The sequence below is a fragment of the Candidatus Nitronauta litoralis genome (genome assembly GCA_015698285.1).
GTDB lineage: Bacteria > Nitrospinota > Nitrospinia > Nitrospinales > Nitrospinaceae > Nitronauta > Nitronauta litoralis.
The window spans coordinates 3,343,605-3,363,929 of record CP048685.1; the positions used below are offsets into that span (position 1 = coordinate 3,343,605).

Sequence of the window (20,325 nt, forward strand, 5' to 3'; positions counted from 1 at the left end):
AAACAGCCCCTCCCTGTTATTGGGGGAGAGGCTCTAATGGGCACCCTGTATTTGAGTTGTCCTCAAGCTGGTTATACTAGCAAAATCAAAGACTTTTTTCTAGAAATTCCGCCAAGATTCCACTGTTTATCTTCCATGGACTCCAATTCACTTCCCATAACCTTGAAACGACTCCGCGCGGCAGCCAAAAAGTGGCGGATTCCATCGGTAACTCAAATAGCGAGGGAAGGGGACCCGTTTCGTGTTCTGGTAAGCACTTTACTCAGTTTGCGGACCCGGGATGAAGTGATGGAAGAGGCGGCAGAACGCGTCTTTGCTCTTGCCAACAACCCCAGAAGCATGCTGCGGATACCACCCGAAAAACTACAAAAAGCAATCTATCCCGTAGCATTTTTCAGAAATAAGCGGCGGAGCCTCTCGGCTTTGTGTCAAAAACTGGTTGCGGAATATGGTGGGGAGGTGCCGGATACACTTGAAGAATTGCTCGCCCTACCGGGAGTGGGACGAAAAACGGCGAATCTGACGCTTATACTGGGATTCGATAAACCGGGTATTTGTGTGGACACCCACGTTCACAGGATAGTGAACCGGTGGGATTATGTCAGGACGCGCAACCCGGATGAAACCGAAATGGCTCTTCGTGAGTCACTCCCAAAAAGATACTGGAAAGAGTTCAATGAATTGCTGGTTGCGTTTGGTCAGAATTGCTGCAAACCGACATCCCCAATCTGCAGCGAATGCCCGGTCGAAGAGTTTTGTCGTAACCGAGGTGTTAAAAAGAAGCGTTAATTGATTTTTTAAGAGTGGGTATAGACATTGAGAATATTAAGAGTTTAGTTTCGACTTTGTATTGTGAATTGAAATTAGTAATTGAGGAGTTATGAAGAGCTGACCGACACAATGGATCGAGAAATGCTCCATGAAACCTTAAATTACTTTTTTATATGGGGCAAAGATGTAGATAAATTGCCAATAAACTATGGGATGTTTTCCTTGAAAGGTGACAAAGCAGTGGCAAATGTAATTAATAAATTTCTTTCTACTGCCGTTCCAAGCGTTGCTATTGGAGGAATCCCTGTAGGTCAGGCCCGTTTTGACATCCTTCAGGATGAGAGTTTTAAAACTCCCGGAGGGAATTATTATGATCTGTTTATCGGGCATATTGAAAAACCGTTACCATCAAATCCTTTACCTGATTATTTTTTTGAGCCGGGAAATTATGATTCGTAAATTAGTTCGAAATTAGAAGTACATGATTTTAAACGAGTTTCGCCTAGAGAGCCCCAATCGCTTTTTTCTGCATTTCGATCAATTCCTTGATTCCCTGGTCGGCAAGTTTCAGCATAGCGTTAAGATCCTTGGTGCTGAATGGGTCGCGCTCTGCTGTTCCCTGCACTTCAATGAATTTTCCCGCTCCTGTACGGACCACATTGAAATCAACACTGGCGGTCGAGTCTTCATCATAATTGAGATCCAGAATGTGTTTGCCTTCGTAAATCCCGACACTGGTAGCGGCGACGAAATCCCGAATCGGGATCGAGGTCAGGACTTTTTTCTTCTTGAGTTCTTTCAAGGCGAGGCAAAGGGCAACAAATGATCCGGTGATTGATGCCGTCCGCGTACCACCATCTGCCTGTAATACGTCACAATCGATCCATACAGTTCTCTCGCCTAATGCTTCCATATCCACAACGGTTCGTAGTGAACGACCGATCAACCGTTGGATTTCCTGGGTACGTCCGCTCACTTTTCCTTTACTGGATTCTCTTGTCATGCGGGTGTGAGTTGACCTCGGCAGCATGGAATATTCAGCCGTGACCCAGCCTTGGCCTTTTCCTCTAAGAAATGGGGGTACTTTATCTTCAACACTTGCAGTGCATTGAACGTGAGTGTTCCCCACTTGAATTAGTACGGAACCTTCGGCGTACCGGTTGACGTTTTTCTTAATATTGACCGGTCGCATTTGATCCGAAGCCCGCTTATCTGGACGTTCCATTTTTCACTCTCCAAAAGGCTGATATTTGCAGATAAATTGAGAATCAGGGGCGTACCTTAGCAGGTTGAAACAGTCGAATCAATTAATCGTAGCAATTGCAGGCTATTTTTTTTAACACACTCAATTATTTGCCTTTATAATAATTCAGGTAACTGTACGCGGAATTCCCCTGAAATTTTAATGGATAACTTGTGGACTCCTATTTTCAAAGTGACGTTAAATTAGTCGGTACTCTCAAGGTAAAGGGAACGGTTCATTTCGAAGGTGAAATTGATGGCGAGATCATTGCCACGGACCATCTGATTATCGGAGAGAAGGGAAGGGTCAAGGGAGATATTCAGACTTACGATATTACCAATCTGGGTCTGATCTCCGGAAATATTGTGGCCGAGCACAAGGTAGCTCTCGCCAGTGGCAGTCGGCTGGAAGGAGATATCCTGACCCATCACCTTGTGGTTGAAGAAGGGTGCCGTTTTGAAGGCAGCTGCCAAATGCGGGAAGTGGCTGGCACCCCTGAGAAATCAATTACCCCCTCAGCTTTGGTTGAAACTTTGACCTCACATGAAGTTATTGAAGATCAGGCTTCAGAGGCTCTATCTCCGGTTTCTCCTCCAGAAAAGGCTACCCGAAAAAAGAAGCGAAAATTAGCCCGTCCCATTGCAGCGGCTGGAATTTTGGCAATGATTGGTATGGGTTGGTACAACTATCCGCGTTACTTTGGCGAATCGATTGACCTTCACATTACCCGTGGACAAACGCTCATTGCCCAGAAAAGGTACTCGGACGCGGAATCTGAGTTTCGTAAGGCGCTTAAAATTTCACGAAATAATTCAAAGGTTTATGCTGGTTTAGGTGATGTATATCTTCAAAAGAAAGAATACAACGAAGCTCTCACACAGTTTCAACGCTCCATAGAGCTCGAGCCTTCAACAACCTCCAACCACATAAAACTGGCCAAGGCTTATACAGCAAAAGGCAAATTCAATGAGGCCGTTAAGGTTTATCGCGCAGCGTTGGATATCGACCCACAAAATCACTTGGCGTTTTATGATATGGGGCAATTGAGACTAAAAGAGGGAAAAACGGAAGAAGCGATACAGCATTTGAAAATGGCGGCAAAACTGAAGCCCGGTTTTTTCCGGGTATTTCAGTCTTTGGCAAAAATTTACTCGGAGCAGGGAAAACTCGACCTTGCCCTGGATCAGGTGGCAAATGCAATTAAAGCCAAGGATGATGACCCGGATCTTTTTTTGTTAAAGGGAGAGTTGTTAATTAAAGCCGGAAAAGAAAAAGAAGCCGTAAAAGCCTTCAAGCGAGTCACCGAATTATATCCGCAGAATTTCAAAGCGCAGTTAAAGCTGGCAGACTGGTATTTTGAAACGGGAGCGCTCGATCAATCTCTGGTGTCTTATCAGTTAGCAGAAAAACTGAAACCACAGGACCCGCGAGTCCAAGCCCGTCTTGGTAAAATTTACCTGGATCAAAACGATTCGAAACGAGCTGAGACAGCTTTCTTAAAAGCGGTCAAGCTGGATCCCAAATTTTCGGACGGACATTTTCATTTGGGGAAATTACAATCGGCTGCTAAAAAATGGGATGAAGCCAGGCTTTCCCTGGAAACAGCCCTGTCACTCAATGATCTTCTGGCTCCCGCTCATTATGAATTGAGTAAGGTCCTCTTTCAACTTGAGAAGTATGAAGAAGCATTAAAGCACATTAATCAAGCGGCAAAACTGGATTCGAAATCTACAGATTATAAGTTTCAAAAAGCAAAGACGCTGGTAGAAGTAAAACAATACGATAGTGCTGTAAAAATGTTATCGACTCTCATTCAAAATGATCCTGAAAATGGCCAGGCCCAGTTTGAACTATGTAATGCTTACAGGAAAAAAGGGTATTACACGGTAGCGATCCGCTATTGCGAGAAAAGTATCAATCTGGTTGATAATTTTTACGAGGCAATGAATCGCCTGGCCTGGTTGTATGCAAAAAAGAGAATTAACCTGGAAAAGGGATTATCGCTTTCACAAAAAACGGTAAAAGCGTTTCCAAAGAAACCAGAATACATGGATACATTGTCAGAAATCTATTTTGCTTCTGGTGAAAAAGATCAGGCCGTGGAAATGATATCCAAAGCCTTAGAGATTGCCCCGAATTCAAAATATTTCAAGCAACAATTGTGGAAATTCAAAAATGAGAAAGTTCCCGCAGGTTAGCATCAGGCCTGGCCTACCGATTTTATAACGATATAAACTGCGTACGCAGTGAGTAAAAACAAACCATCAATTTTTTTAAGATTGTGTCCAAACCGTATAAGTGCGATGAGTCCAAGGGTCAGGCCTGCACAATAGACAAGGTCCATTTGAATTGGAGAAACAATATTTAGAGGCTGGATGAGAGACGCGGTCCCCAGTACCATTGTGATATTAAAAATATTGCTGCCAAACACATTTCCAAGGGCCATTTCCCCGTGACCTTTTAGGGCTGAGAGCGTGGCTGAAACAATCTCGGGAAGGCTGGTTCCAACCGCAACAATAGTGATCCCGATGAGCCATTCACTGATCCCGTAGGATCGGGCAATATTGACCGCGCCCTGTACCATCCAATGCGCTCCAAGAACAAGCCCAACCAAACCCACAATGATGAGTCCAACCTGAATGAGAAGTCCTGCGCTTGGGAAATAGCTGGATTCCTCTTCGAGCTCCAGATCCCCCCCATCTTTTGCGGTCAATGCCAACAAGACATACCCCACAATGCAGGCGAATAAAATGCCTCCTTCTATCCGGCTTAAAAATTGATTCCAGGTAAAAAACAGAAGCATTCCGGTTGCAAACAATAATGGAGGAGTTTCTTTTTTCAGACGTCCCGGCTCAATAGTAACAGGGGCAATAAGTGCTGTTATTCCTAAAACCAACCCGATATTTGCAATGTTGCTACCCACTACATTGCCTAGCGAAACCTCTGGGGCTCCCTGTAGGGTTGCTAACAAACTGACACATAGTTCGGGAGCCGATGTGCCAAAACCTATCACAACGGCGCCAATGGTAAAGGGGGATAATTTGAAAAACTTGGCAACTTGAATGCTACCCGAAATCAAAAACTCCCCACCGAAATAAAGAAAGCCGAGTCCTAAAAGGATGAGGAGAAGGTCAAACCACATAGGCAGTCATAATAATAACGCAACAGATAATAAAAGAGCGTTGCGGCTGGTTGATGGTGTGTTGATTGACGAGAAACTCTATCAGGTTATATGGAAAATTGAAAGAGACTCCTATCTAATTTAGCGGGTGATACAACTAATTACCACTGGTTATCTAAAGCAAATAAAAAAACCCTGGAACTCTTGTGAGCTCCAGGGTTAATTCATAACTAAAAAATCTGAAATATGATTCTAATGGGCGTTGGCAATATGGCCTTCTTTCATGTTGCCTGCGCCTTTCTTATCATGTCCCATTTTCTTGCCTTTATGGTCACCATTTTTTTCACCACTGCTGCCTTCACCTTTATGACCGTCTTTATATTCCGAACCACCGGCATGTTTGTCCGTTTTAGAAGAACCGCTTCCTTCTTCCATGTGAGCCTTATCTTTTCCGTGCCCCTTGCCGGGATGTTTACCATCGTCTGCCACGGCTGTCCCAATAAAGAAAAAGATAGCCATGAGTGCTGTTACAATTGCAATACCTGATTTTTGCATTTTAATCTCCTTTTAAAATTAATTTGTGCGCAGCCATGCTGGGTTGAAGCCGACATAGCCAAAGCATGTTTCCTGAAGTCGCTTCACCCAGAGTATCTTAGATGTGGAACGAAAGAATATAAAAAAATCAGGCAAAATCGTTTTAAACTTTTGCCACCAAAACCGTTAATTGGGGTAGGGCATTAACCCTTTTTAACGAAAAAAATGAACGAGTTTTTATACCCCGCTTTCGCCAGACCAGACCGGGCCGTTTGTGCCTGCGAAGAGGTATTAAACCCGCCAAGCTTTACTACATTGATGGATTTGTTGTTTACCGTTTTGGTGCCTATGGAGGGATTAAAGCCGGCTTTTTTTAACTTTCCTGCCAGACGATCAGCATTGGCTTTTCTGGAAAATGCTCCTATCTGAATAAAATAGCCGGAGGAAGCAGATACTTTTGATGTTGAAGACAGGTTTGAACCTGGGGCTTTAAGATCTCGCGCTGGTGGCAAGTTCATGGCTTTCAAAGTTGTGCCCACAACCTTCTTTTTAGTTTTTACTTTTGCGCCCGTTTCAGAAAAACTGATTTGTGGGTTTTTGACCGATGGGTTGGCTTGCGAGGATTTCACCGCTTTGGTAGTTTTTGCAGGATTTTTTACTGTCGGTTTGGTTTCCGGTTTTTTTGGGGCCGGTGGAGGCGTCTTGGCAACAGGTTTAATTTCTGGAACCTTGCTGTCTAACTTGGTGCCTCCATTTAGTGGAAAAGGAATTGGTTTCGCTGGTGCTTTCGGAGGCAACTTGGCAATCTGAGTTTTGTTTGCCACAGAATCCGACTTTGAAGTATTTGACTGGGACTGAATGCCATAGTAAAGAAAAACCAGTAAACTTATAGCCACGCCCGCGATGGCGACAATCTTGGTGTTCTTTGCACGAACTTTACGTTCCGCTTCGATTTCCGCCTCAATCTCGGCATCTTCAATCAGGTCATCAATGCGCTTGGTGTAACGAACGGCAGGTTCTTCGGTATTGGCTTCTGGTTTTTCTAAGGTCAGATTGATGGACATGGCTTTACCCAGTGGTGTAGGTTGTTAATCCTGTTGGCAGTTTCAGACTGATGCTAAAACCAATTGATTTCCAAGGGATTAGAAAGTAGGACTCGAATCTTGTTAGCATCTCTGTATTTAAATGCTTGTATTTTAATGTGTTAAAGAAACCAATTTTTAACTAATTGATTTCTTTGGTATTATATTTTCACAGAAATCAAGTGTCAAGCACAACTATTTGTTGTTTAAGAAGTTTCGACCTTTTTGATAGAAAGTTAGAACAGGATCTATATGGCCCAGGCTCAACAAAACCCAGACATTTCTGTGGATATGGGAGGGCTTTTCCTTGAAAATCCTGTGGTTGCAGCATCAGGCACATTTGGATACGGCCTGGAATTTACTCCTTTTGTCGATTTGAATGCCCTGGGTGGATTCTCAACTAAAGGCCTATCACTCAAGCCAAGGCTTGGTAATCCGGTTCCTAGAGTTGTTGAATCGGAAGCGGGGATGCTCAACGCCATTGGGCTGGAGAATGTTGGTCTTGAAAAATTCATCCAGACCAAGCTTCCTCTTATTCATCCTTATCAATGCCGCCTGATATGCAATTTTTTTGGAAATACGGTAGATGAGTATATTGAGATGGCCGGCGCCCTTTCTGATGAGAAACGGGTCGATGCCCTCGAAATGAATATCTCCTGCCCTAACGTTAAAGAAGGTGGACATCAGTTCAGTTCAAAACCGGAGCTTGTTGAGGAAGTCGTGGAGGCAGTGAGGGCGGTAACAAAAAAATTCCTGATTGTTAAACTCTCCCCGAATGTTACGGATATTACGGAAACTGCACGTGCTGCTGAAAAAGCAGGAGCGGATGCCTTGTCCCTGACGAATACTTTTGTTGGTATGGTGATGGATATGGAGACCCGACAGCCTTATCTTGCGAATGGCACTGGTGGTTTATCCGGCCCCGCCATAAAACCAATTTCCTTGCAGATGGTTTATCAGACAACTCGCGCAGTGAAGATACCTGTTTTTGGGATTGGGGGTATTCGCACGGCGGAAGATGCCTTGCAGTTTTTGGTGGCTGGGGCTAGCGCTGTGCAGGTTGGAACTGCTAATTTTTTTGATCCTGGAGTAACTATCAAAATAGTGAACGGTATTCGTGAGTGGTGTAAACAAAACGGGGTCAAGTCGTTAAACGAGCTAAAGCCATGAGACTTGGCATCATTCCACTGTATAAACTCTGGGCACTCGTTTTCCGACACAACACATGATTTCATATGGAATCGTATTACCATGCAATGCCACTTCTTCAATGCGAATGGTTTCGTTGCCTTGATTCCCAAACAAAACAACCTCATCCCCTTCACGTGGCTCCGGGATATCTGACACATCGACCAGGCAAAGGTCCATACAAATAGTGCCCACTTGGGGTGCCCGCTTCCCATTTACAAGAACTTCTATTTTTCCCGAAAGGTTTCTTTGCAAACCATCGGCGTACCCCACAGGCAGAGTGGCTATTTTGCTTTGTTTTTTTGTAGTGAATTTCCTGCCATAACTAAGAGACGAATCACTCGGAACTTCATTTATGTTAATAATTCGCGTCTTCCACTGCATCACAGGTTGAAAAGAGGTTGATTGTTGTTCCAGCACTTTTCTATAGGGCTCAAGACCGGGAGAAGTCAGCGCTCCGTAAAGAAGAATTCCGGGTCGAACAAGGTCAAACTGGCTTTCCGGAAATTTAAGAAGGGCAGAGCTGTTTGCTGCATGAATCTTCGGTATCAAAATTTTCCTGAAAGCCAATCGGGTCATTAGCTCCTCAAAAAGCTTTAATTGCTTTTGCGAATATTCAGGATCATGCTCATCTGCTGTTGAAAAATGAGTGAATAATGAATCGATACGAAGGGTCTTTAGTGAGCGTACCTGTTCAATAAAATCTGTTGCCTCTTCTGGTGGAATGCCCAGGCGCCCCATTCCGGTATTTACCTTGATATGAACCCCAACCTGGGTATTTAACTTTTCGGCACGAATAGCCAGCGTTTTAGCCATTTCCAGGGTACTGAGAGTTGTTGTCAGTTTGAAACGAATCAGGTCGTCGATTTCTTCCGGGAATATTCCACAAAGCACCTGGATGGGTACGCTAATACCTTTCTCTCTAATTTGTACTCCTTCTTCCACTACTCCCACCCCAAGCGACCGGGCTCCAGCTTCAACCAGGGCCTGGGCACAGGGCAAGGCACCATGACCGTATGCATCGGCCTTCACCACTGCCATGGTTTCAACGCCGGGCTTCAGCAGACTTTGCAAAGTTTGAAAGTTATTTTTGAGCGCAGGAATGTTGACCTCTGCTACTGTTGCTCTGTGCTGGCCTTTACTGTTTTCGATTGTGTTTAGGATGGGGTCCGAAATGGGGTTCACACAAAAAGTAGGAGAATAGAGTTTGCCGGCAGGATTTATTCCCTGCGGCTTCGACCGGATGTTGAAACCCGGTTGGCGACTTTCGCTTTTCCTGTGGAGCGAACGGCACGAGCGGACATATTGGATTCATCCTTGGCTGTTTTCCGGATCAAATAACCGCGGTCGCTGTAGAAATTATAGGCCATGGCGTTGATCCCATTTTCTTCCTGGCACCAATAGGTAAACCCGCAACCTTCAGGGAATATGTAATCAAGGTGGACAATGTCATCATTAAAGTCCATGTTCTTTGAATCATGGTCATACAAATTACGGCACTCCTGATTTTTGGGAAGGCGCCAATCATTAAATCCACCAAAATTTTGTTCATTCAGCCAGGCCACAAATTTATTGGCCCCTCTCCAGTTACACCAGCGACCTCTCATCTGATAGCTGTCTTCTTTGGTCCACATTAACTTGTACTTGGTATCGCTTATGGTACCGTTTTCGTTGTCGATAAAACGCTCGGACATAAATGTGATTTCTGGATGAAGTTTTTCAAAAGTCCTAAGAAGGACTGGATACAGCATTAAACCATTAAAATACCTTAACTCACCTGTCAAGTTCAAACCAAATTTAGGATTCGGGTCACCCCTATCCAAAAACAGGGAAGAAGAACTGAAAAATATTTTTATTGGCTATTTTGCCTGTCCGGGTAAAGGTGATATATGATATCAATAGTTTTCGCACTGCTGGATTCAGGCAATGATCAATCTTTCAACTGACAGGAACTACTCATGGCAGCCAAGATAGAAATTCAAAGCTTTTTTTATGACATGATCCACTGTAAAGATAAGGTTCTATTAACTTTTGATAAATGGGACGAAGAGTTTGGCGAAGACCCTCGTGGACCCTTGGTTGCAGGTATTCGGGAATGCCCGGATGAGGATTTGATAAACCTTTTGATCAACATGCAGCGTATGGCTACTGGTTTTGGGCAAATAAAGGAATTAATGGATGCAGCAGAACAGGCTGAAGTTGATGCACAACATGAAATTGTAGAAAGCGATGACGATGATGATGACGATTTTTAGAACGGTACATTTCCATTGATACAGTTAACTCGATTGCAATTTTCGTTGCTGGCTACTTTTGCAATTCAGTTTATGGTTTTCTCCGGCTGTTCTCCCGAAGGAAAAAATAAAAACAGCAGGGATTTCCCAACCTCTACAGTTTTTAAGAAGGATGGGAAAGAAATGGTACTGGTCCCTGCCGGAGAATTCTGGATGGGAACCGACAAAGTTGATACTGAGGACACTCACCTCAAAATCGGTACAGTAAAACCACTTTATCTTGATCAAAAACCAAAACAAAAAATCCATCTGGATGCATTTTATATAGATAAGTACGAAGTGACCAACCGGGAGTATAAAAAGTTTATTGATGAAACCCTGTACCATGACCGCCCCTCTAACTGGCAGGGAGACAATTATCCTCCTGAACTTGCGGATCGCCCGGTGACCAATGTTTCCTGGGGAGAAGCGATGGCTTATGCCCTATGGGCTGGGAAGACCCTCCCCACAGAACAACAATGGGAAAAAGCTGCCAGAGGAGAGGATGGACGTCTTTACCCATGGGGCAATGATTATAAAAAAGGGGTTTCCAACATAGGACTGGAAGGTCGAAAAGACTCAGCCAAAGTGGGTAGTTATCCAAAAGACATAAGCCCTTACGGTGCCATGGATATGGGGGGAAATGTTATGGAATGGACTCTGAGCTGGTATCTTCCATATTCGGGAAGTGACTACCGCAATAAAAAAATGGGGCAACGTTTAAAAGTATTGAGAGGCAATGGATTTCAAAAAGGGGGGCACTATTTTCTTGATGCTTATCGATTTGTTTTCCATCGAACAGAGGCTGATCCGGATGAGTTCTATGAAAACGTCGGTTTCAGATGTGTTAAGGACATAAAACGTTTGATGGATGGAGACGAGTAATCTGTATATTAAGGGCTATTCAATCGAATATAGTATTTTTGATATCTGCTCCTTTTGTATTCGCTTTAGAATGGTTTGAATCTACAAGATAAGCATTTTTCAGATTGGTTTTAGAGAGGTCAGTTCCGTGCAGGTTGCTTTCCAGTAAAAATGCATTTTCCAAGTTTGCTCCTTCGAGATTAGCGTAAGTCATATCGGCACCCTCCAGATTGGTTTCCACCATAATTGCCTCTTTGCAAAAAACATCTTTAAATTCGCATCCAACCAAAACGGCATTTGAAAGATCAGCATTGGTGAGTGTGCTGGAATTGAAATCTGAATATTTAAGAATCGCACCTTTCAGATCGATATTCTCCATTTTAGAAAAACTGAAATCGGAACCGCGGGCATTGAGTCCGGTCATTTGACATTTCTCTACTTCAATTGATTTGGCAAAGGCGTACATCATTCGTGCAAAACCAAAGTCGGATTCAATGATTTTTGAATGGTAAAGGTTTGAATGATTTAGGTTGCATCCTCGGAATTCACATCCTCTAATAGTCCCTCCGGAAAATACTGAATTCTGAAGGCTGGAATTACGAAAGGTGCAATTCACCAGCATGGCATCTTCAAAGTTGGATTCCTGAAGATTGGTATTGGCAAAATTTACATTCTTGAGGCGGGCATTTCGAAAGGTTGATTTTTCAAGATTGGCTTCTGAAAAATTGATATCGGTCAATTCGGCGTTATCGAAAGTAACTTCATTCAGGACTGCAAAAATAAAGGAAGTTCCGTTCAGGCTGATTCCAGTTAAATCGTATTCATGAAGGTTTATCCCATCCTGTGTGGGATTTTTCAACGCTTGATTTAAAACTTCTTCAACCTGTGACATTACTTTTGACTATCCGGGGGCAGCAAAGCATTCATGCTTCTGCGGATTTTTTGTGGATTGACACGATCATGAATTCCCATTACGCCTACTCGAATCGCTTTTAAAAGTGTTGTTTCATTTTCAGTGCGGGTATTCAATTTGGCCACAAGTGGAATGATGATAAGGTTGGCCAGCATGATCCCGTAAAATGTCGTGATCAGTGCGGTAGCCAGGCCAGAACCAATCTGGCTTGGGTCTTCAAGTTGGGACAGCATTTGAATCAACCCGATAAGAGTTCCAGCCATTCCAAACACGGGTGACTGGACCGCCATGAACCTCAGGATTTTCTGACCACTATTGTGCCTTTCTACGAGGGCCTGCATCTCGCGCTCCATGATTTCCTGGATCTCCCTTGAATTGTAACCATCAACAATCATGGAAACCCCGGACCGTAAAAACCGGTTGTTAAGAAATTCCTCTTCGGATTCAAGTCGCTTCATTCCACCAGTGCGGTATTTCGACGAAAGCGCCATAATTACGTCAACATAATCCGCCGGTTTGTGAACATCCGGTTTATAGGCATTGATGATAACCGGGATCATTCCCAGAATTTTTTGGGAAGGGAAAGCAATAAATGCCGTGGTTACAGTTCCCCCAAAGACAATCAAACCAGAGGGGATACTCCAGAACAACCCAACTTCCCCCTGATAAAGGATGGCCCCAAAGATCAAAAGGAATCCGCACAGAGTTCCCAGAATCGTCCCCATATCCACAACATTCTGTTGTGGAGTGGCATCGATAGCCTGTTGCCTGAGTTCTTCTTGTGTTTTTACGGCAGTTGCCATTTAACTTTGTTATTCCCGTTCCAGTTGGATCCAGTCATGATTTTACCCCGGCAGAGCGATCACGTGTTCTAACTCTTAGAGACTTTAAAATATAACCATTTAGCCAGGAGAGGCTCATTACATCTCTGCGGCTTCCCGGGATAAAAACCTTAAGAAAATCTTCCTTATCTGCTTCTGTTTCCGTAACTTGCGGGCCAAGCTCTGCAACAGCCCGGTGCATGCAATTCAGCCCTCCAAAGGTTTTACAGAACAGTTCGCCCCAGGAGGTGAGATAAATCACTGTAACTGCCCGAAGTCGTCCAACCCTCAAATTAATAAATTCACTGTATTGTGCGGAAGTCTGGCATTCCTTGATACTCCCCTTCAGGACTTCTGCAGGAAGGGGATTCCCAAAATCGAGAATCATATAAAGCTGCTCGACATGAGCATCCATCAGCAATTGTTCATTGGGGATATTGGCTACATCGACTTGAGACAGAAAGTTGGATAATTCCTGGAGAATACACCGCAAATCATATTCCTTGATAGATTGATGGTGCTCAGATCTGAGGAGAAGGTTCGAATCTGGTCGAAACAAATTATTAAAACAAGTGAAGGCTAATAAAAAGGGGAGGGTGGAGGCTTTCTTGATGATGTTTTCTTTTGGAATTTGCTCAAGAAAGGCTTTTGATTTTCCACGGATAAGATACCATTCGCCTTTTTCCCTTGGATCTTTCTGGTGAAAAAGAAAAGTGAGTTCTTTTTCGCCCGTTTCCCCATCAATGAGGGCAAACAGACTTTCAACTTTATGATTGGATTTGTTGAAAAAGCTGAATAACTTTCGACCCAAAAGATGTGTGTCTCGTTCGGTTATGAGGGTTTTGCCTTCGCCCAGTGATTTGTTTTTCTCCGAGATCATTTTGTAAGAACTCATAAGAATCTTATTGATTCTGTCTCCAAGAGCAACCTTTTGCATCATTTGCCAATCAATGTATTTATTCAAATGATCCAATCTAGACCCCGGCCAGTCCCATTTTTTAATAAGGTCAATTAAAATTCTTTTTTTCTGATCGCGACTCCTGCGATCCAGGTCTTCCGCTGAAACCTGGGTGCCAACTTTAATATAAAAAGCAGTGCGTAGGGCATCCAGTTCATTGAATCCTTTTTCTTCTTTAAAATATGCTTCAGACCTTAAAAACAGTGTCAGATAAGGATCTATGTCTTCAAAAGATTCCTGGGAAAACACCTTTTTCTTAATATCGTGGCATAAAAGGTTGAACCGGGTTTCCCGGAACATGTACTCCTCTAAAAGCCCCATCTTTATCAGGGTTTTAAAAGGGGACTTGAAAGACTTGATCAAGGCCCAGATCGAGCCTCCAAAAAACTCTCCCTCAGAAATATCTTCCACATTTCCGATGTCCACAAATTCATCCGGGTTGAGCAATGTCTGGTAGTTCCGGATCATTTTACAGGCCTCGTCATATTGCTGATCAGTTGTTTCCAGGGGCATGATCCACCAGAAAGGTATTTTGCCTGCAATGATAACTAGAGAACGATACATTTCTTCCTTCAACAATTTAGCCAGTGCAGACCCCGTGCTTTCACTATCACTTTCCCCAAAAATATTTTGTTTAACCTCCTCAATATCATTTACAAAAAAGTGGATTTCAAGACGGTGGTTTTCCCATACCCATTCTTCAATCAGGCGCAATTTTTTGGAAAAAAGATCCAGCTGTTCGGACGAGACATTATCTTTGTGGACTAAAAGCGTGTAGTCGAGATCTGATTTTTGAGTATGGGCGATTGAGCCGATACTCCCCATTAAAAGAACCGTCTCAATAAAGGGATTTAGCTCAATATTTCTCCGGATGACGACATCGGGGAAGAGCTCTTCGGCAGTGAATAGTATCTCTGGGGTCAATACGTAATTGGATATTCCTTGAGGAATATCTCCAGGAATATAGCCAGGCAACCCCTCCTGATTGGAGTGAAGCAACCTTGGAATCAGGGTGAAAACCCGTCTATCCTTGAATGCAAGGATTTCATTTATGCGATCGAGTTTGAAACGATTGTAACGAATAAATAACTGCCGATTGTTAAACAATTCATTTATAAATCTTGATTTGTCTGCAGTCATATTGGTTCCGCAAAAATTACAATTTAAAAAAACCGGGATTAAGTTCCGACCTCGCGTTGTGAGTATTCAGGCTCTTTTATTTTGCCGCCGTTTGGGAGTTTTAACGGGGTCTTTTTAAGTATAAGGGAGGATAGAGAAAACCAACAATTTAAAATTTTGAGTCCAAAAAACCGGGTAAAAGTTAATTTTTTCCGGAAGCCTCCATTTCTTTTATTTCGGAGGGAGATTTTCCAAAGGCACTACTCGCTTTCTTTATCCGCTCTGAACCAATTTTAAGCCCCTGTTTATTGGACTCTTCTTCAACAACATCTTTATCTTTAACTAAAACTACTTCCACTCTGCGGTTATGAGCTCGGGCATCATCTCCTTTGGAATTGTCCATTTTGGGGCGAAATTCCCCGAACCCTGTGACAGACATTTTTTCGGGGGGAAGTTTGAGTCTGTCGATCATTACTCTTGCAACACGAGCTGCCCGCGCGGCCGAGAGTTCCCAATTGGAGGCATAAACTCCACCACCACGAAGCGGCACATCATCAGTGTGCCCTTGAACCATAACTTCCTTAAGACCTTCGAGATACCGGTCACCAATCGATTCAATGATTTTTTCTTCAGCACCACTAACAAGGGTTGCCGAGCCTGGGGAAAAGAACTCATCTGACTTCAGAGCGATATGTATGGTTGCCCGGTTTCCTGGAATAAAAGTTTCGTATCGGGCTTGATGCTTCTCGGATTCTTTTTTTATCCAATTCAACATCTCCCATTCTTTTTGAGTCAGATAAAAGTTTTTTTTATCGACTCGTATTTTTCTGTCTTGCCAGGAGGATGTAACATCGAACAATTTTTGCGCATCAATACGTGAAACCGACACCATTAGGATGAACACAGCCAACAATAATGTGATCATATCTGAATAGGTAATCAAAAATCCTTCCAGACCTGAGGAAAACTCAGCGGTGGCCTGCGCCCGGCTCTCAACCCCCATTCGATGCTCCATTTTTTCTGAAGCATCTTTTTCTTCATTCAAAGAAACTTTCATTTCTAACTGAGCAATATAATCCTGAAGTTTGTCCAGGTCCGAGACCATTTTTTTTCGTTCTTCTAGTAGATCGTTAATCTCCATTTTGAGATCCAGTATGATTTCGGAAGGAAGCATACCTTCTTCACCTGGCTCGACACTTCCGTAGAGCATCTTTTCATAGTTTTCTATTAGGTCATCTTTTTCCCGCAGCAATCTTTCAATTTCTTTGGTGGGTTTTCCGGACCGTTTATTCAAATCCTCTTTTAATTGCTCAATCTCATCATTAAGAGTTTCAAACTTTTCCTGGTCTTTACGTAGGCGTTTGAGTTCTTTCAAAAGAAGGGATTTGTCCTTTTGGTTTTTTTCATTAACCTGTTTTTCTTCCTGAATACGCTCCTTTAAATGTGCCTCTCGTTCCTTCAATCTTTCAAATTTATCCTGTAGAACCGGGTCTTGATCGACAATCTCCTGAGTGGGTTCTTCAATTTCCTTTAATGAATCCTTGATCCCGGAATGACGAGCCAACCTGGCCGCCCAGGCTTGCGACTGGGCTTCCCGGATTTGCTCATCTTTGGCTTCGATCTCCTTGTGCATTTCCTGAATCTTTTTTCGATTCAGGGTCAGAATGGCCTGGATCTTTTCGTTGAGCTGGGATTTTTCCTTTTCCTGCTTTTTCAGCTCATTCGATTTGATCTTTAGCTGTTCTTTGACAAGCTGTATGTTATCTGAAGTTTCCATATGTATTCTTATCCCGTTCCTTACATAACGGTTGGAAAGGTTAAGATAATTATATTAAAATCAACTGGTGAAAGGTATATTGTTTCAATTGGCCTGCCAGATAATCCCATTCAGGCCTATAAATCCTCTTTTTCCTGAGGCCAGTTGAAGGTCTCATACCTCCGAACCCACCTTTTTCGGCGCGTTTCTTGAAAAACCAACCTCCCTTGTTAAAGTCAAAATTTTTTTGGATAGGCATTTTTTATTTTGCCGAGGGCTTTCCTCTGGGGGTTTTTTACGATGTTTTTCCCGTCCACTTCCGACAACAAGGCGTTGATCTTTGGAAAATAGGGTTTATGAGTTTACTGGGTTTGTCATGGACCATTAAATTTTTATGGGCTCCAGCCATCGATTATTTTCGTCACCACCGAAAATGGATTTTTGGTATGGATATGCTCATGGGAGGGGTGCTTCTTCTTTTTGCACTTTGGGTGGATTTTGGACCCTGGGTTTGGGTTGCAATAGGTCTTTTCACCTTGTTTTCGGCCACCAGTGATATTGCCATTGATGCATACACCATCGAGATGCTTGAGAAAAAGGAGCTGGGAATGGCAAATGGGCTCCGCAACGGATTTTATAGAGTGGGAATGTTGGCAGCCGGTTTTATTTTAATTCTAAGCGACTGGCTTGGGTGGGCAGCAACTTACATGGCGGGGGCTGGAATCCTGGCATGTTGTGGAATGATTTGTTTGTTTGCTCCAGATGAAAAGCAAATCAATACGCGATCCTCGATCTCCGTAAGGCAGGAATGGAAAAACCTTGCAAGTCATCCAATGGCCGTACTTGGAGTGTACTTCATTTTTCTTGGTGTTCTTCGACTCGTGGATTTGAAAACCGGGATTCTGAGTTCAAGCCCTTATCTTTGGCCATTTCTGTTGTTGTCCGGAGGGGTTCTATATGGGGCTGCAGTAATTTTTTATTCCTCTTCAGCTAAACGAACAGACAATGAAACCAAAGCCCGACTCAAGGAAGGACCTGTCTTTGGCGCAATTTTTGAGTTATTACAGCGGCCGTATATTATTCCCATCATTATTTTTATACTTATCTTTAAACTGGCAGACACCTCTATGGGATTTATGGTGAAACCTTTTTGGGTGGATACCGGTTTTTCTGCATCACAAATCGGGCTGGTTTCTGTTCAAATAGGGCTTGGACTTTCAATTGCTGGTGGGCTGGTAGGGGGGTGGTATACGGACCGCGCTGGAATATTCAAAGCGATTTGGGTTCTGGGGTTGTGGCAGGCTTTGTCTAATCTTGGATACGCTTACGTTGCTTCTGTCATTCCCCTGGCTGAATCGGGAATACCGTTAACAGCCGATTCAAAAATATTAATGTACAGCGCTAGTGTACTCGAGTCATTTACAGGCGGCCTTGGATCCGCTGCTTTCCTTGCGTTCCTGATGGCCATTGTCAATCAGCGTAGATCAGCTGCAGAGTATGCATTGCTTTCATCAATTTTTGCTTTTAGCCGTTCAGTAGCAGGCTGGGCTGGCGGATTTGGCGCTCATGCGATGGGATACGCTCCCTATTTTCTTTTGACCTTTTTTCTGGCTTTCCCCGCTTACTTTTTTCTTCCCTGGGTGAAAAAAATGTTGGCCTGGTCCGAAGGAGAAAATCGTGGAAGCGGATAGTACTATTTTATATTTGCACGGGTTTTCATCTGGTCCGCAATCCAACAAGGCAGTTTTATTCCGTAAAGAGTTTTCCCGACATGGAATAAATTTGATTATTCCTGATTTGGAAGGAGGAAGTTTTAGGAATTTAACCATTAGTAGCCAGATGAATATTATCCGCAATGTTATTTATCAAAATCCTTCTTCGAAATATGGGGTTATTGGAAGCAGTATGGGAGGTTATTTGGCTTTGCTGACGGCAGAAACTCAACCTCTGGTAACGACCTTGTTTTTAATGTGTCCGGGAATAAACTTTGTAAAACGGTGGCAAAGACGGCTCGGATTTGAATATCCCCATAGAGTAAGAATTCCAAGCTTGATTCAGGTTTTTAATTTTCGTTACAATAAAGTGATGGATTTAAGCAGTGAAATTTTTTGTGATGCCAAGCGTTGGGAGCAAATCAATTTGGGAAGACAGATTTCATCCCGGTTGGTTCATGGAATGTTGGATGATGTTGTCCCGATCGAAGAATCGAGAAATTATGTCCAAAAAAATTTCCGTGCGGAATTGGTGGAGCTTAAATCCGATCATGGGTTATTATCTCATTCCAATTGGATAGCCAAAGACGCTGTTCATTTTTTTAAACTTCATGGATTTTAATTAACAGTCATGATAGGTACCAGCAACCTGGCAAGCAGAAGAGAGTTTTCCATTATTGCAGTTGACGATGATCCTGAGATTCTAGAATCTCTTGTGGAGGATATTCGTGGCGATGGATTGCATTTGTCTGTGGCCTGTAATGGGGAGGAAGGATTACAGCTCATTAAAAATGAAAACCCAGACCTGGTAATACTGGATGTAAACATGCCATGCCTGAACGGGTTGGAGGTTTGTGAAATGTTGCGCAAGGATAAAAAGTTTTCACACCTCCCTGTTATTTTTCTCTCTGGACGGGATATGGAAATAGACAGAATCAATGGACTTGAAACCGGTGCCGATGATTATGTTTTGAAACCTTACAACGCGAAAGAACTGCTCCTCAGGATAAAAGGAATACTCTGGCGAGTGTATGGGCGCAATCCACGGGAAAAAACTCTGAGTCTTGGAGAACTACAGGTGAATTTTGAAAACTATCAGGTCTGGGTAGATGACCGTCCCGTATCCCTTACCCTCACAGAGTTTCGTTTACTTTCGGAGTTACTGGAAGTTCCTGGTAGGGTGAAAAGTCGGGATTCCCTATTGGACAAAATCTGGGACCATACCGAAGAAATTTTTTCAAGAACAGTAGACACCCACATTCAACGGTTAAGAAATAAATTACAGAACGCAGGACGGTACATTGAAACAGTTCGAGGCATTGGATACAGGTTTCACCTGGAAGACCAATAACTCTTTTGAAAGTTATCTCCAATACTCCCCAAGTTGCTTCTACCTATCTTAATCGAGAAAAAAATTTCGGTTGTGACAAAATTGTAACTTAATCAACATATTTTCTTCAAATTTAGTCAGTATTCTGACAACATCATAAATCTGATATGGGAGAATCACCCAATGGATATGGTCATGGAGGATGTAATGACAGAAACAAATAACTCACCGAAAATCGATTCCGTAGGAGCAAGGCTAAGAATGTGGAGACATTCCAATATGCTACGCCTTGTTGATTTAGCGGAATTAATCGGTGTTTCTCAAGGGTCGCTTTCTGACCTGGAAAATGATAAATCGCTTCCCTCGGCCGGAACTCTCACGGGCCTCTGTATTCGGACGGACTTGAATATTTACTGGCTGTTAACAGGGACCGGGCCGATCACTGTAAAGGACCGCAATATTGAAATAGACACTTCCCATGAAGCGGCTTTTATGCAAATGATGCAGGATAAGGACCTGAGGAAAACGGTAAATCGCCTTGTTGAAGTTTATAAAAGGGGCACTTCATCTCAAAAAGCTATGTTAAAAGGTTTTTTAAGTGGGGTTGAGTTAGACGTTTCTGGCTGACTTGAAAAGGGTG

20 protein-coding genes are annotated in these 20,325 nt (G+C 43.2%); 10 read left to right on the forward strand and 10 right to left on the reverse strand.

Annotation, left to right across the window (positions count from 1 at the left end; all coding sequences use genetic code 11):
- The first annotated feature begins 135 nt into the window (after nt 1–135).
- Together G3M70_15240 and G3M70_15245 are read left to right on the forward strand one after the other, a co-directional pair.
- A complete protein-coding gene (locus G3M70_15240) occupies nt 136–789 on the forward strand; it encodes an endonuclease III (GenBank protein QPJ63155.1) in 654 nt (217 codons plus the stop codon).
- Nucleotides 790–912: 123 nt separating this feature from the next.
- Nucleotides 913–1,230, forward strand: coding sequence for a hypothetical protein (locus G3M70_15245; protein QPJ63156.1), 318 nt, complete (start codon nt 913–915; stop codon nt 1,228–1,230).
- 43 nt (nt 1,231–1,273) lie between these two features.
- On the opposite strand, the gene rph is transcribed toward G3M70_15245, so the two are convergent.
- The gene (rph, locus tag G3M70_15250; protein QPJ63157.1) at nt 1,274–1,996 is read right to left on the reverse strand and encodes a ribonuclease PH; all 723 of its coding nucleotides are present in this window, start codon (nt 1,994–1,996) and stop codon (nt 1,274–1,276) included.
- Nucleotides 1,997–2,187: 191 nt separating this feature from the next.
- On the opposite strand from rph, the gene G3M70_15255 reads away from it, so the two are divergent.
- Nucleotides 2,188–4,212: a tetratricopeptide repeat protein gene (locus tag G3M70_15255; GenBank protein QPJ63158.1), complete on the forward strand. Its 2,025-nt coding sequence runs from the start codon at nt 2,188–2,190 to the stop codon at nt 4,210–4,212.
- A gap of 2 nt (nt 4,213–4,214) precedes the next feature.
- On the opposite strand, the gene G3M70_15260 is transcribed toward G3M70_15255, so the two are convergent.
- From G3M70_15260 to G3M70_15270, 3 genes are all read right to left on the reverse strand, one after another.
- The gene (locus G3M70_15260) at nt 4,215–5,156 is read right to left on the reverse strand and encodes a calcium/sodium antiporter (GenBank protein ID QPJ63159.1); all 942 of its coding nucleotides are present in this window, start codon (nt 5,154–5,156) and stop codon (nt 4,215–4,217) included.
- A 231-nt stretch (nt 5,157–5,387) separates the two neighbouring features.
- Nucleotides 5,388–5,690, reverse strand: coding sequence for a hypothetical protein (locus G3M70_15265; protein ID QPJ63160.1), 303 nt, complete (start codon nt 5,688–5,690; stop codon nt 5,388–5,390).
- Between the two features lie 182 nt (nt 5,691–5,872).
- A complete protein-coding gene (locus G3M70_15270; GenBank protein ID QPJ63161.1) occupies nt 5,873–6,733 on the reverse strand; it encodes an SPOR domain-containing protein in 861 nt (286 codons plus the stop codon).
- Between the two features lie 270 nt (nt 6,734–7,003).
- On the opposite strand from G3M70_15270, the gene G3M70_15275 reads away from it, so the two are divergent.
- Nucleotides 7,004–7,921: a dihydroorotate dehydrogenase gene (locus G3M70_15275; protein QPJ63162.1), complete on the forward strand. Its 918-nt coding sequence runs from the start codon at nt 7,004–7,006 to the stop codon at nt 7,919–7,921.
- Nucleotides 7,922–7,930: 9 nt separating this feature from the next.
- Here G3M70_15275 and alr read toward each other — a convergent pair whose 3' ends face one another.
- On the reverse strand, nt 7,931–9,091 hold the full coding sequence (gene alr, locus G3M70_15280; GenBank protein QPJ63839.1) for an alanine racemase: 1,161 nt from the start codon (nt 9,089–9,091) through the stop codon (nt 7,931–7,933).
- Between the two features lie 68 nt (nt 9,092–9,159).
- The gene (locus G3M70_15285; GenBank protein ID QPJ63163.1) at nt 9,160–9,633 is read right to left on the reverse strand and encodes a DUF1566 domain-containing protein; all 474 of its coding nucleotides are present in this window, start codon (nt 9,631–9,633) and stop codon (nt 9,160–9,162) included.
- Nucleotides 9,634–9,897: 264 nt separating this feature from the next.
- Here G3M70_15285 and G3M70_15290 point away from each other — a divergent pair, with 264 nt between their 5' ends.
- Both G3M70_15290 and G3M70_15295 read left to right on the forward strand, forming a co-directional pair.
- Nucleotides 9,898–10,194 carry a hypothetical protein gene (locus G3M70_15290; protein QPJ63164.1) on the forward strand — a complete coding sequence of 99 codons (297 nt, stop codon included), beginning with the start codon at nt 9,898–9,900 and terminating at the stop codon, nt 10,192–10,194.
- A gap of 72 nt (nt 10,195–10,266) precedes the next feature.
- The gene (locus G3M70_15295) at nt 10,267–11,097 is read left to right on the forward strand and encodes a formylglycine-generating enzyme family protein (protein QPJ63840.1); all 831 of its coding nucleotides are present in this window, start codon (nt 10,267–10,269) and stop codon (nt 11,095–11,097) included.
- Between the two features lie 19 nt (nt 11,098–11,116).
- Here the strand turns inward: G3M70_15295 and G3M70_15300 are convergent, their stop codons facing one another.
- The 4 genes from G3M70_15300 to G3M70_15315 form a co-directional block, all read right to left on the reverse strand.
- Nucleotides 11,117–11,968: a pentapeptide repeat-containing protein gene (locus G3M70_15300; protein QPJ63165.1), complete on the reverse strand. Its 852-nt coding sequence runs from the start codon at nt 11,966–11,968 to the stop codon at nt 11,117–11,119.
- On the reverse strand, nt 11,968–12,792 hold the full coding sequence (locus G3M70_15305) for a biopolymer transporter ExbB (protein QPJ63166.1): 825 nt from the start codon (nt 12,790–12,792) through the stop codon (nt 11,968–11,970). Before G3M70_15305 ends, G3M70_15300 begins: the two co-directional genes overlap by 1 nt.
- A 34-nt stretch (nt 12,793–12,826) precedes the next feature.
- Nucleotides 12,827–14,908, reverse strand: coding sequence for an adenylate cyclase (locus G3M70_15310; GenBank protein QPJ63167.1), 2,082 nt, complete (start codon nt 14,906–14,908; stop codon nt 12,827–12,829).
- Nucleotides 14,909–15,089: 181 nt separating this feature from the next.
- Nucleotides 15,090–16,664, reverse strand: coding sequence for an OmpA family protein (locus G3M70_15315; GenBank protein QPJ63168.1), 1,575 nt, complete (start codon nt 16,662–16,664; stop codon nt 15,090–15,092).
- A 188-nt stretch (nt 16,665–16,852) separates the two neighbouring features.
- Here G3M70_15315 and G3M70_15320 point away from each other — a divergent pair, with 188 nt between their 5' ends.
- From G3M70_15320 to G3M70_15335, 4 genes are all read left to right on the forward strand, one after another.
- Entirely contained in the window at nt 16,853–18,334 is a 1,482-nt protein-coding gene (locus tag G3M70_15320) for an AmpG family muropeptide MFS transporter (GenBank protein QPJ63169.1), read from the forward strand.
- Nucleotides 18,321–18,977, forward strand: a complete 657-nt coding sequence (locus G3M70_15325) for a hypothetical protein (GenBank protein QPJ63170.1) — start codon at nt 18,321–18,323, stop codon at nt 18,975–18,977. Before G3M70_15320 ends, G3M70_15325 begins: the two co-directional genes overlap by 14 nt.
- A gap of 9 nt (nt 18,978–18,986) precedes the next feature.
- Nucleotides 18,987–19,706 carry a response regulator transcription factor gene (locus G3M70_15330; GenBank protein QPJ63171.1) on the forward strand — a complete coding sequence of 240 codons (720 nt, stop codon included), beginning with the start codon at nt 18,987–18,989 and terminating at the stop codon, nt 19,704–19,706.
- A gap of 186 nt (nt 19,707–19,892) precedes the next feature.
- The gene (locus G3M70_15335; GenBank protein ID QPJ63172.1) at nt 19,893–20,312 is read left to right on the forward strand and encodes a helix-turn-helix domain-containing protein; all 420 of its coding nucleotides are present in this window, start codon (nt 19,893–19,895) and stop codon (nt 20,310–20,312) included.
- The last annotated feature ends 13 nt before the right edge of the window (nt 20,313–20,325 follow it).

Bases quoted from the DNA above. Each gene is read 5' to 3' on its own strand.
- G3M70_15240 (QPJ63155.1), top strand. From the start codon at position 136: ATGGACTCCAATTCACTTCCCATAACCTTGAAACGACTCCGCGCGGCA.
- G3M70_15245 (QPJ63156.1), top strand. From the start codon at position 913: ATGCTCCATGAAACCTTAAATTACTTTTTTATATGGGGCAAAGATGTA.
- rph (QPJ63157.1), bottom strand. From the start codon at position 1,996: ATGGAACGTCCAGATAAGCGGGCTTCGGATCAAATGCGACCGGTCAAT.
- G3M70_15260 (QPJ63159.1), bottom strand. From the start codon at position 5,156: ATGTGGTTTGACCTTCTCCTCATCCTTTTAGGACTCGGCTTTCTTTAT.
- G3M70_15265 (QPJ63160.1), bottom strand. From the start codon at position 5,690: ATGCAAAAATCAGGTATTGCAATTGTAACAGCACTCATGGCTATCTTT.
- G3M70_15270 (QPJ63161.1), bottom strand. From the start codon at position 6,733: ATGTCCATCAATCTGACCTTAGAAAAACCAGAAGCCAATACCGAAGAA.
- G3M70_15275 (QPJ63162.1), top strand. From the start codon at position 7,004: ATGGCCCAGGCTCAACAAAACCCAGACATTTCTGTGGATATGGGAGGG.
- G3M70_15285 (QPJ63163.1), bottom strand. From the start codon at position 9,633: ATGTCCGAGCGTTTTATCGACAACGAAAACGGTACCATAAGCGATACC.
- G3M70_15290 (QPJ63164.1), top strand. From the start codon at position 9,898: ATGGCAGCCAAGATAGAAATTCAAAGCTTTTTTTATGACATGATCCAC.
- G3M70_15295 (QPJ63840.1), top strand. From the start codon at position 10,267: ATGGTTTTCTCCGGCTGTTCTCCCGAAGGAAAAAATAAAAACAGCAGG.
- G3M70_15300 (QPJ63165.1), bottom strand. From the start codon at position 11,968: ATGTCACAGGTTGAAGAAGTTTTAAATCAAGCGTTGAAAAATCCCACA.
- G3M70_15305 (QPJ63166.1), bottom strand. From the start codon at position 12,792: ATGGCAACTGCCGTAAAAACACAAGAAGAACTCAGGCAACAGGCTATC.
- G3M70_15310 (QPJ63167.1), bottom strand. From the start codon at position 14,908: ATGACTGCAGACAAATCAAGATTTATAAATGAATTGTTTAACAATCGG.
- G3M70_15315 (QPJ63168.1), bottom strand. From the start codon at position 16,664: ATGGAAACTTCAGATAACATACAGCTTGTCAAAGAACAGCTAAAGATC.
- G3M70_15330 (QPJ63171.1), top strand. From the start codon at position 18,987: ATGATAGGTACCAGCAACCTGGCAAGCAGAAGAGAGTTTTCCATTATT.
- G3M70_15335 (QPJ63172.1), top strand. From the start codon at position 19,893: ATGACAGAAACAAATAACTCACCGAAAATCGATTCCGTAGGAGCAAGG.